Source organism: Pseudomonas sp. Tun-23181 (genome assembly GCF_057415455.1).
In genome coordinates, this window is sequence record NZ_CM171630.1 from 2,914,428 (window position 1) to 2,925,800 (window position 11,373).

10 protein-coding genes are annotated in these 11,373 nt (G+C 61.4%); 5 read left to right on the forward strand and 5 right to left on the reverse strand.

The features are described from left to right. The first annotated feature begins 101 nt into the window (after positions 1-101). The 4 genes from ACDI39_RS13880 to sorB all read left to right on the forward strand — a co-directional run bounded on the left by ACDI39_RS13880 (position 102) and on the right by sorB (position 4,996). Positions 102-1,811: a copper resistance system multicopper oxidase gene (locus tag ACDI39_RS13880; protein ID WP_253091531.1), complete on the forward strand. Its 1,710-nt coding sequence runs from the start codon at positions 102-104 to the stop codon at positions 1,809-1,811. A gap of 126 nt (positions 1,812-1,937) precedes the next feature. Continuing rightward, positions 1,938-2,825 (forward strand): copper resistance protein B, encoded by an 888-nt coding sequence (locus ACDI39_RS13885; RefSeq protein ID WP_253102422.1) that lies wholly within the window; start codon positions 1,938-1,940, stop codon positions 2,823-2,825. Between the two features lie 263 nt (positions 2,826-3,088). Further along, complete coding sequence (gene sorA, locus ACDI39_RS13890; RefSeq protein ID WP_225788746.1) at positions 3,089-4,348, forward strand: SorA family sulfite dehydrogenase catalytic subunit; 1,260 nt, start codon at positions 3,089-3,091, stop codon at positions 4,346-4,348. A 9-nt stretch (positions 4,349-4,357) separates the two neighbouring features. Further along, entirely contained in the window at positions 4,358-4,996 is a 639-nt protein-coding gene (gene sorB, locus ACDI39_RS13895; RefSeq protein ID WP_253102396.1) for a SorB family sulfite dehydrogenase c-type cytochrome subunit, read from the forward strand. 19 nt (positions 4,997-5,015) lie between these two features. On the opposite strand, the gene ACDI39_RS13900 is transcribed toward sorB, so the two are convergent. Beyond that, complete coding sequence (locus ACDI39_RS13900; RefSeq protein WP_253102398.1) at positions 5,016-5,777, reverse strand: TSUP family transporter; 762 nt, start codon at positions 5,775-5,777, stop codon at positions 5,016-5,018. Between the two features lie 117 nt (positions 5,778-5,894). Next, positions 5,895-6,965, reverse strand: a complete 1,071-nt coding sequence (locus ACDI39_RS13905) for a YeiH family protein (protein WP_253102400.1) — start codon at positions 6,963-6,965, stop codon at positions 5,895-5,897. 231 nt (positions 6,966-7,196) lie between these two features. On the opposite strand from ACDI39_RS13905, the gene ACDI39_RS13910 reads away from it, so the two are divergent. After that, positions 7,197-7,862, forward strand: a complete 666-nt coding sequence (locus ACDI39_RS13910; RefSeq protein ID WP_225788750.1) for a hypothetical protein — start codon at positions 7,197-7,199, stop codon at positions 7,860-7,862. A gap of 230 nt (positions 7,863-8,092) precedes the next feature. Here the strand turns inward: ACDI39_RS13910 and ACDI39_RS13915 are convergent, their stop codons facing one another. From ACDI39_RS13915 to xsc, 3 genes are all read right to left on the reverse strand, one after another. Then, complete coding sequence (locus ACDI39_RS13915) at positions 8,093-8,392, reverse strand: DUF6506 family protein (RefSeq protein WP_225788751.1); 300 nt, start codon at positions 8,390-8,392, stop codon at positions 8,093-8,095. Positions 8,393-8,429: 37 nt separating this feature from the next. Continuing rightward, on the reverse strand, positions 8,430-9,374 hold the full coding sequence (locus ACDI39_RS13920; protein ID WP_253079889.1) for a bifunctional enoyl-CoA hydratase/phosphate acetyltransferase: 945 nt from the start codon (positions 9,372-9,374) through the stop codon (positions 8,430-8,432). Positions 9,375-9,492: 118 nt separating this feature from the next. Continuing rightward, positions 9,493-11,253 (reverse strand): sulfoacetaldehyde acetyltransferase, encoded by a 1,761-nt coding sequence (gene xsc / locus ACDI39_RS13925; protein ID WP_225788753.1) that lies wholly within the window; start codon positions 11,251-11,253, stop codon positions 9,493-9,495. Positions 11,254-11,373: the final 120 nt, after the last annotated feature.

Sequence of the window (11,373 nt, forward strand, 5' to 3'; positions counted from 1 at the left end):
TCGAAGCGCTCATGACGATGATCGCCTCTGGCCTGTGAAACCGAAGGCTGCGACGTCGAGCAGCCTGGATATCAGCGAATGACCTGACTGGACACGACGGCATGCACAGCAAAACCACGAGACGATCCTTCGTCAAAGGCCTGGCCGCTACTGGACTACTGGGTGGACTAGGCATGTGGCGCACGCCGGTCTGGGCCGTGACCAGCCCTGGCCAGCCCAACGTGCTGACAGGCACCGATTTCGATCTCTACATCGGTGAGCTACCGGTCAACGTCACCGGAGCCGCCCGTACCGCCATGGCGATCAACGGTTCGCTGCCCGGGCCCATTCTTCGCTGGCGAGAAGGTGACACTGTCACGCTCCGTGTTCGCAACCGCTTGAAGCAAGACACGTCCATCCATTGGCACGGCATCATCCTGCCGGCGAACATGGATGGTGTTCCAGGCCTGAGCTTCCATGGCATCGCCCCCGATGGCATGTATGAATACCAGTTCGAGGTCCGCCAGAACGGCACCTACTGGTACCACAGCCATTCGGGCCTGCAGGAACAGGCCGGGGTTTATGGTGCATTGGTCATCGATGCGAAAGCGCCTGAACCGTTCACCTATGAGCGGGATTACGTGGTCCTGCTTAGCGACTGGACCGATGAGGATCCTGCCAAGGTCCTGTCCAAGCTCAAGAAGCAGTCGGACTATTACAACTTCCACAAGCGCACGGTTGGCGACTTCATCGACGACGTAAGCGAGATGGGGTGGTCGGCCGCCATGGCGGATCGAAAAATGTGGGCAGCGATGAAGATGAGCCCAACCGATCTTGCCGACGTGAGCGGGTATACCTACACCTACCTGATGAACGGCCAGGCACCAGACAGTAACTGGACGGGCATCTTCAAGCCGGGCGAAAAGATCCGCCTGCGCTTTATCAATGCTTCAGCCATGACGTACTTCGATGTGCGAATCCCAGGCTTGAAGATGACGGTGGTGGCCGCGGATGGGCAACACGTCAATCCCGTTAGCGTCGATGAATTGCGCATCGCAGTTGCTGAAACCTACGATGTCATCGTCGAGCCGGAGGACGCGCAGGCGTACACTATTTTCGCGCAGTCCATGGATCGTACGGGTTACTCCCGAGGCACCTTGGCCGTCCGCGAAGGCCTGCAGGCGCCTGTACCAGCCGTTGACCCACGCCCGCTCATCTCCATGAACGATATGGGTATGGATCACGGCAGCATGGGTGGGGTGGATCACGGATCGATGCACGGCATGGACCACGGCCAGATGGCAGCCAGGCAGAGCCACCCGGATTCGGAGACCAACAATCCCTTGGTCGACATGCAGACGATGTCGCCGACACCTAAGTTGAGCGATCCAGGCATCGGCCTGCGCAACAACGGACGCCGTGTCCTGACCTATGCGGATCTGCGCAGCACGTTCATGGACCCTGATGGCCGTGAGCCTGGTCGCACGATCGAACTGCATCTTACGGGGCATATGGAAAAGTTCGCCTGGTCCTTTGACGGGATCAAGTTTTCCGATGCCGAGCCCCTGCGCCTCAAATATGGCGAGCGTCTTCGCATCACCTTGGTCAACGACACCATGATGACTCATCCCATCCATCTCCACGGCATGTGGAGCGACCTGGAGGACGAGCATGGAAACTTCATGGTGCGAAAACACACCCTCGACATGCCGCCTGGCTCAAAACGCAGCTATCGCGTAACGGCCGATGCGTTGGGCCGTTGGGCCTATCACTGCCACCTGCTGTTCCACATGGAAATGGGCATGTTCCGAGAAGTCCGTGTGGACGAATGAACTGGAAATCCGAGATGAGCAAACCCATGAAACGTAGCGCCGTTTTCTATTTTGCCTCCCTGGTAGGCCTTCTGGCGGCGCATGCCCCTTCCTCGTGGTCCGGTGAACATCATGAGGCAGGCAACGATGAGCAATAGGCTGGCACGCCCCTCGCTCCTGGCATTGGCGGTGTCCCTCGGCACACTGGGTGGGGCGCCCAGCTTTGCGGCTGAAGCGATGGATCATTCGGCGATGAGCATGGATCACGGCGCCATGGACCACTCGAAGATGAACCATGGCCCTGCCAATGCCCCCACGACGACCAGTCGCACGCCGATTCCCATCCTGACCGATGCGGACCGCGAAGCGGCATTTCCCCCATTGGGCGGTCATGAGATTCACGATAGCGGTATCAACAGCTTCTTCTTGCTGGATCAGCTTGAGTATCAGGATACCGACGAAGGCAGCACGCTGGCCTGGGATGCCTCGGGATGGGTCGGGGGCGATATAAACCGGCTCTGGATCCGTTCCGAAGGCGAGCGCACGAACGGCGTTACCGAAGACGCCGAATTGCAGCTTCTGTACGGCCGCGCCATTGGCCCTTGGTGGGATGTGGTTGCAGGGGTTCGCCAGGACTTCAAGCCAGCGTCTGCGCAGACATGGGCGGCCTTCGGTATTCAAGGCATGGCGCTGTACGACTTCGAAGCCCAGGCCACCGCCTTCATGGGCGAGAATGGCCAGACTGCCGCTCGGCTGGAGGGCGAATACGACATCCTGCTGACCAATCGCCTGATCCTGCAGCCCACCGCTGAGGCTAATTTCTACGGCAAGCATGACCCTGAGCGCGGCGTAGGTTCCGGCCTCGCCAACACCGAAGTCGGACTGCGTCTACGGTATGAGATCGTGCGCCAAGTCGCCCCCTACATAGGCGTCACCTGGAGCCGCGCCTACGGCAAGACGGCAGACCTGATTCGTGACGATGGCGGGGATGTGGATGAAGCGCGTTTCGTTGCCGGCATTCGGATGTGGTTTTGAAGCCGGCTTGCCGGCGATCAAGCGCGAAGCGGCCCCAAACGACCGAGTCAGAGGCCCAACACTACGGCATGAACTGGACCTATGCATGCCGTCACAAGCGTTTGAAGATGGCCCTGTGAGGCATCACGCCAAACAGAAGTTGGCTTAATAGCCTGATGTCAATTTCTGCTGAATATCAACGTGGGCGAACTATCCATGCCTCGCGCCCCTGACGGGAAACTGTCAATTGCATCTCACTCAAATACAAACATAGAGAGTGCAGAATGAAATTCAGCTTTATGGAAAACAGCCATCCGAGCCGTCGCCGCGTTCTACGCGATGCCCTGACACTGGCGGTTGCAGCCTCCCCATTGGCAAGCCTGGCCAAGGCCGTCTCCGATCCCCAAGAAGCCACCTCGAGTGCCGATGACGTGACCTTCGCTGCTGGCCCTCGCCCGCTGGTGCAATACCCGCAAAAAAGGCCGTTGACCCTGGTGACCACTCGTCCACCACACCTGGAAACGCCATTTTCGGTCTTCGACCAGGGCCCCATCACGCCAAACGATGCTTTTTTCGTGCGTTACCATTTGGCCAACTTCCCTACCCGCATCGATCCAGACAGCTACCGATTGACGATCAAGGGTTCGGTCAACACCCCGCTGTCGTTGTCTCTTGCAGAACTCAAGACACTCACCGACCCGGTGGAAGTGGTGGCTGTCAATCAGTGCTCCGGTAATAGCCGTGGCTTTTTCATGCCCCGCGTGTTCGGCGCCCAACTGGGTAATGGCTCGATGGGGAATGCCCGTTGGGTTGGGGTGCCGCTCAAAGCGGTACTGGAAAAGGCAGGCGTCAAAGCCGAAGCCAGGCAGGTGACATTCCGTGGGCTTGATAAGCCCGTGCTGTCGAGCACACCGGAGTTCATCAAGGCCCTGGACATCAGCCACGCCATGGATGGCGAGCCCATGATCGCCTGGTCGATGAACGGCACCGACCTGCCCTTTCTCAATGGCTACCCGATTCGTCTGGTGGTGCCAGGCTACTTCGGGACCTATTGGGTCAAGCACCTGAGTGAGATCGAAGTCATCGAGCAAATCGATGACGGCTTTTTCATGGCTAAAGGCTACCGTGTCCCGGACAACGATTGCTTTTGCGTCGCCCCCGGCACCACGGCAGCGAAGACCCAGCCGATTTCCAAATTGCCCGTGCGCAGCTTCATCACCAGCGTCAAGCACGGTGATGTCCTGCCACTGAAAGAACAGGTGGTGCTCAAGGGCATAGCGTTCGACAGTGGGGCTGGGGTCAACAAGGTGGAAGTTTCCATCGACGGCGGCAAGCGCTGGCTCGAAGCCCAGCTCGGGCAGGACCTGGGGCGTTTCTCATTCCGTGAGTGGACACTGGCGATCGCCTTCGCCAGCAAGGGGGCTACCCAGTTGATGGTGCGCGCCAGCAACCGCGCAGGCGAGACACAACCGCTACGTGCCGACTGGAATCCCGGGGGCTACCGTCGCCACGTCGTCGAAACCACCCACGTGACTGTCGCCTGAGGGGCTCGCATGAAACCGTTGACCACCTTGTTGTGCGCGACTCAATTCTGCTTGGCGAGCCTGGCCAGTGCAGCGCCACTGTCGATCACGCTGCCGCCTGAGACGGCTGCGCTCAAGCCCAGCACGCTGCCGGGCTACACCTTGGCCCTGCAGAAGTGCTCCACCTGCCATTCGGCCGACTACATCAACTTTCAGCCTCCGGGGATGTCCCTGGCGCAATGGACTGCAGAGGCGAGCAAGATGCAGCAGGCGTATGGCGCACCGATCAGCGATCAGGATGTGAAGATCATCGGCGCCTATCTGGCGGCGACCTATGGCAGTGCCCAGGCGAGCGATGCCGATGTGCAAGCGGCCTCCAACCTGGCAACGAGCCAAGCCTCGGCGGCCCCTGCGGCGAAAGCCGACGCCATGACGTTGCTTCAGAACAATGCCTGCCTGTCCTGCCACGCGATCGATCACCAGGTGGTAGGCCCGGCTTATCACGATGTCGCTGCCAAATATCGGAGCGACCCGCAGGCAGCGGCCAAGCTGGCGTCCAGCATTCAGAGCGGCGGCGCCGGGAAATGGGGAGCGATCCCTATGCCGCCATACGCGCAGTTGAACTCGCAGGAGCTGCAAACACTGGCGACGTACATACTGCAGCAGTAACCACTGATGCGGCCAGGACTCAGGCCGAGGTCGCAGCCAAAAGCCCCGGCACTGAGTCCCAGATCAAGCTCACGCCGGCCAGCATCATCAGGACGAACACCAGCCAACGTACCGTGCGCAGTGACAACTTCGGCGGATAACGACGGACCAGCCAACTGACCAGCAGCACCAACGGCAAGGCTTCGGCACTCAACAACAAGGTGGACACTTGCATCTGCCCTTGCGCGACGACCAGGCCAAGGCGCGCCGCCGCATTGGCGGAAAACACCGTGATCAGGGTGTTGCGGATGATCTCGTAGCCCAGAGGCTGGCGATACAGGTGATACGCGATCGGCGGCCCGCCGCTGGAGAACAAGCCGTTGAGCAGCCCGCAAAGGCCACCGGCCAGCCAGAATGATGGCTGCCGGGAGAGCTGCGCTTTCGGTTTGTTCTGCACCACCAGCATGAGGCTGGCGGCGACGATCAGTACGCCAAGCAGCAGGCGCAGCCAGATGATCAGGCCGCCGCTCAACGCATCGAGCCCCCACACGCCGAGGCTGACCCCCAACAGACTGCTGAGCAACACCGGCATCAGCACCGCGCGATCCAACTGCGGTTTCGGCCCGCCCAGGGTCCCCATGGCGTTGCCCAGGGTAAGGATACTGATCACCACCGCGACCTCACTCAGCGGCACCATGTGCAGGGACGCGATCAAGCCCATCAGGATCAGGCCGAAGGCAAAGCCGGTGAGGCTCTGGGCGACGCTTGCCAATGCCACGCACCCCAGAAAGATCAGATGCACTTGTAGGCTCATACCACCTCGGCTACGGGTTAAACCAGACGGCCGCCGCACACGCCAGGTGTCGGCAGCCGTCGGTCGATCGGGCGGGAGCGATACGACTCACCCCATGGTGCTGGCTTACCCCAGGCATTGCACCGCGATCAGAATCAATGCGGCGAGAAACACCGTCTCGCTGACCAACAGGGTCGCCGGGCGCCACCCCACCTCCAGCAGCGCCTTCAACGAGGTTTTCATGCCCAGGGCGGCGATCGCGGTAACCAGGCACCAGCGCGACACATCGCCGGCCAGCGCCTGCACCTGTGGCGGAGCTATGCCGCTGCTGTTGATGGCAACGAACAACACGAAGAAGATGATGAACAAGGGCAATGGCAGTGCCGTGCGCGGGCCTCCCTCCTTACGCTTGCGCAGCAGCAACGACAGGCTGAAGACAATCGGCACCAGCATGGCCACACGCAGCAGCTTGACCACGGTCGCGGTATCGCCGGTTTCATCCGACATGCTGTAGCCGGCACCGACCACCTGCGCCACATCGTGAATGGTCGCGCCAAGGAATACCCCTGCTTGCTGGGCATCCAGGCCGATCCATTGGGCGATCGGCGGATAGGCGATCATCGCGATGGTGCTCAACGCCGTCACACTGATCACCGTGAAAATGATGTTGCGCTCGCTGTCCTTGTCTTGCGGCAGGACCGCGGAAATGGCCAGCGCCGCAGACGCCCCGCAAATGCCCACGCTGCCGCCGCTGAGAATGCCGAAATCCCGTGACTGGCCGAGTAGCCGCGACAGGACGATGCCAAAACTGATGGTCAGGAACACCGCACCGATCACCACCGCCATCAGCGTTCCCCCCAACGAGAGAATCTGCTCGACGGTGATGCGCATGCCCAGCAGCGCCACGCCGCAGCGCAAGACGGTGCTGGAGGTGAAGCGAATGCCCGCGACCGCTCGCCCCTCCTCGGAGAGAAAGCCCAATGCCATGCCCAGCAACAAGGCCATCAACATCACCGGTGCGCCGTAATGCTCGGAAAGAAAAGACGCACTGGCGGCGACGACCATCGCGGCGATGATGCCCGGCAACAATAGATTGAGTTTCTGCTGGCGACGTATCAACCAGGAGGACGACGGCTTGGCCGTGTCGAGCGACTGGCCAGGTACGGGAGGAATGGTGTGGTGCTGTTTTATTGTCATGTTCTCAGCTCCAGCCTGTGGTTGGGGAATCACTGGACTGAGATGCTAGAGAAAGCGCCGCGCCCCCATTAGAACCACGTCAAAGCGTTCTTAGGGGCCAGACGACAGCGGTGCGCTGGCCCAGGGCACAATCACTGGCTGGTGCTAATGAGCCGGAATGTTCCCGCCTATAGTCATGCGCGCATGCCAAGCCCTTGCTGTGCATTAAGACCTGCTTTGCGGAGAACACCTATGACCCAGGATCGCCTGCGCCTCGTCCAGCTCGCAGAACAGCTGCGCCAGGCCTGGTCACGGCCGCACCCGGCATTTGCCTCGGGCATGGACGCGCGTAGCAGCGAGAATGCCCTGCTCCTGCAGTTCCACGGCAGCCTGGTCAAAGCCGCCGGCCTGGGCTGGCAGAACGCAGGGCGCACCCTGGTCGACAAGACGTACCTGCGCATTCTGAAGGACTGCTTCGGCCTGGATTTTCATGGCTTTGCCGAGGATGAACTGGCAGCCCGGCTGGACGGTTTCATTCGCCAGGCGTTGGCTCCACGCTGGGGGCAAATCATTGGAAGCGGCGGCAGCGAAGGCTTGCCGTTGGCGTCCGAGCTACTCGATGCATGCAACGGGGCGTTGTTCGCCAGCGAACGCCTGCAAGCGGCAACCCACCAGGTGTTGTTCTATCTGTGCCCGCACTTACCGTTCTTGCCCGGCTTCGGGGAACTTGCGCAAGGTGCAGAACAGCACCAGGCCCTGGTCTGCTCGCTTCCACCGCTACCGCGTCCGCAGCAGTTTGCCGGCAGTACGCAGCAACAGGTGCTGATCCGCCAACTGGTTGAAGGGAGTGATTGGTGGGGGCGGCGGGTGTTGTCCGCCAGGCAGGCTGAAATGGCTCCTGCACGCTGCGCCCCCTGAAGACAGGCCCTAATGCCAGTCAGTTAAGGCTTCTACAGACTTTACCGGGGCTGCTTTGCAGCTTTTCGCGGGCAAGGTGCGCTCCCACAAGGTTCAGGAAATGCGCGATCCCTGTGGGAGATCACCTAGCCTTTGGGCTGCGCTGTCACGCAGAGAACTGATAGTGGCTTTACGCGGCCCCTGTGGGAGCGGGCTTGCCCGCGAAGGGCCGCAAAGCGGCCCCAAATCGCTCAGTCGCTCAACTGCTGCAGGCGTTGGCGAGTCTCAGGGTTGTACTGCACGGCGGCCACGGGAATCCGGTCGCCAATGGCGCTGCGAACCAGCTCGACTTCGGCCTCGGTGAAAGCGCCGCACAGCTCGATCAATTGCACATGCCGGGTCAACAATTCCTGGGCCACGATCTGCGCTTCCCCGACGTTCGCTACGCCGCACACGGTCGCGGTGAAGGTGTCCGATTCAAGGCTACCGTTGTGGGTGAGGAACTGCATACCAGGCGCCTTGAAGATAAAGCCATAACGTTGCACAGCCATCGTGATTTTCCTTGGGGTCTCGGGATTGCTTGGTTTTTTACGCAAAGCGCCCGCGCGATTGCCGGTGATGGTCGATGACGATGGACGCCAGCGCGCAGGATGCCAGACGCGCCTGCACCGGGTCGGCACGCGAGGTGAGCATGATCGGCACCCGTGCGCCCAGCACCAGGCCAGCAGCCGTGGCGCCCATGAAATACACCATCTGCTTGAACAGGAAATTACCCGCCTCCAGGTTGGGCACCAGCAGGATATCGGCATTGCCCGCGACCTCACCGCCAATGCCCTTGATGCGCGCCGCCTCCAGCGACACCGCGTTGTCGAAGGCCAGCGGGCCTTCGATGCAGGCCTCTCCCAGGACACCGAGCACCGCCAGCTTGGTCAGCTCGGCGGCATCCTGGCTCGAGGGCATGCTGCGCGTCACTTCCTCGGTACCGGACAGCACCGCCATGCGCGGCCTCTCATAGCCCAAGGCATGCATCATCTCGATGGCATTGCGGGCGATATGGATCTTGTCGATGATCGTAGGCTGCACGTTGATCACCGCATCGGTGATCGACAAGGCCTTGTCGCTCCCCGGCAGCGTCATGTGGAACACATGACTGAGACGGCTGGCAGTACGCAGCCCCACTTCGCGCTTGAGCACCGCACGCAACAAGGTATCGGTGTGCAGGTGCCCCTTCATGATGGCCGCTGCGCTACCGTCTCCAGCCTGCATGCAAGCGACTTCGGCGCACTGTTGCTCATCACTGGCGTGCAGCACGCGCAGGTCGCGCAGGTCCCAGTCGAGTTCTTCGGCCAGGGTGCGGATCTTCATCTGATCACCGACCAGCACAGGCTCGATAAGCCCTTCGTCACACGCCCGCTTGGCACTGCTCAGGCTCAGCAGGTTGACCGGGTTGACCACCGCCGTGACCACACGTGGCAGGGCCTTGGCCCGATCGAGCAAAAACGCCGGACATTCCGGTGCAAGGGTGCTCAACATGCTTGGATTCCTGTATTCACGGTCGAAGCCGCAACGGCGCCCGAAGACGCCATCGCCGTATTCCTGATGGACTGTGCAGCGAGCTGGGCCCGCCACACAGGCATTGACGCCAGGCGCCTCAGACGTAGTCCCTGTACTTCTCGAGGAAGCGCACAGGCTTGGAAAGCGCATCGCGGCGGAACGGATCGCCCAGTTCGCGGGTGCACATGATCTCGATCACCGTGGTCTTGCCTGCCTTCTGTGCCTCGCAAGCCGCCATGAGCGCCGGGCCGACGTCCTCCAGGCGATCGACGGTGACGCCCTCGGCCCCCATCGCGCGGGCAATGCCGGCAAAACTCTGGTTCTCCAGGTCGCCTGCGACGAAGCGGCGGTTGTAGAAGTCCACCTGGTTCTTCTTCTCCGCGCCCCACTGACGGTTATGGAAGACGATCGAGGTGACCGGGATGTTTTCGCGCACGCAGGTCATGATTTCCATCATCGACATGCCCCAGGCGCCATCACCGGCATAGGAGATGGCGGTGCGGTGTGGCGCGGCGACCTTGGCACCAATGATGGTCGGCAGCGCGTAGCCGCAGTTGCCGAAGCTCATGGCAGCGAAGAACGAGCGGGGTTTCTCGAAGCGCAGGTAGCTGTTGGAGACCGAGTTGATGTTGCCGATGTCGGTGGAGACCATGGCATCGGCAGGCATGGCTTTTTCCAGTTCCCGCAGGACCTGGCGCGGGTGCAGGTAGTTGCCAGGCTCGCCGCTCTGCTCCTCGATCATCTCCAGGGAGTATTCGTCCTTCTCGTGGATCCAGGCGTCCAGCTCGGTTTCCCAGTCGGCTTTTTCCTTGGCGATTTCCTCGGCACGCGCCCCCTTGCTTGCCAGGCACTGCACCTCGAGGTTCTCCAGGCGGCCGAGCAGGTTGAGCGCCGCGGCCTTGGCATCGCCGCAGATACCGACGGTGATTTTCTTCACCAGGCCGAGCATCTTCGAGTCGCAATCGACCTGGATGACCTTCGCCTGCTTCGGCCAGTAGTCGAGGCCGTGTTGTGGCAAGGTACCGAATGGGCCCAGGCGGGTGCCCAGGGCCAGGACCACGTCGGCACGCGACAGCAGCTTCATGGCCGCCTTGGAGCCTTGGTAGCCCAGTGGGCCACACCACAGCGGGTGGCTGGCCGGGAACGAGTCGTTGTGCAGGTAGCTGTTGACCACTGGCGCGCCGAGGTATTCGGCCAGCGCTTTACAGGCCTCGACGGCGTCGCCCATGACCACGCCGCCGCCGGAGATGATCACCGGGTTCTTCGCTGCCGCCAGGATCTGGGCGGCTTCGGCCAGGCTCTGCTCACCACCGGCGCTGCGCTCGATGCGAATCGGTGCAGGAATCTCGACGTTGATATCGCCATAGAAGAAGTCACGCGGGACGTTCAACTGGGTCGGGCCGTTTTCCTGCATCGCCCGGTCGAAACAACGGCCGGTCAGCTCGGCCATCCGCGCCGGGTTAGGCACATGGGCCTGGTACTTGGTGATGGTCTCGAAGAACGGCAGTTGCTGGGCTTCCTGGAAACCACCCAGGCCCTGGCTCATCGAGCCGGTTTCCGGCGTGATCACCACCACCGGGCTGTGTGCCCAGTAGGCAGCGGCGATGGCGGTGACGAAGTTGGTGATGCCAGGGCCATTCTGCGCGATGCACACGCCATGACGGCCGCTGACCCGTGCGTAACCATCGGCCATGTGGCCGGCGCCCTGCTCGTGGACCACCGGGATAAAACGGATACCCGCCGGAGCGAAGATATCCATCGCATCCATGAAGGCCGAACCCATGATGCCAAAGATGTCGGTCACGCCATTGGCAACCAGTGTTTCAACCATTGCTTCGCTGGGGGTCATGCGTGGCATATCGATACTCCTCTCGTTACTTAAGGTATGCCGCCAACTACTCGGGCTCAGCCTTTCAGCAGCATGGGCACAGGGGGATACGCATCAGGACAGGTACAGGGAGGCGGAGCGGGGACTTGT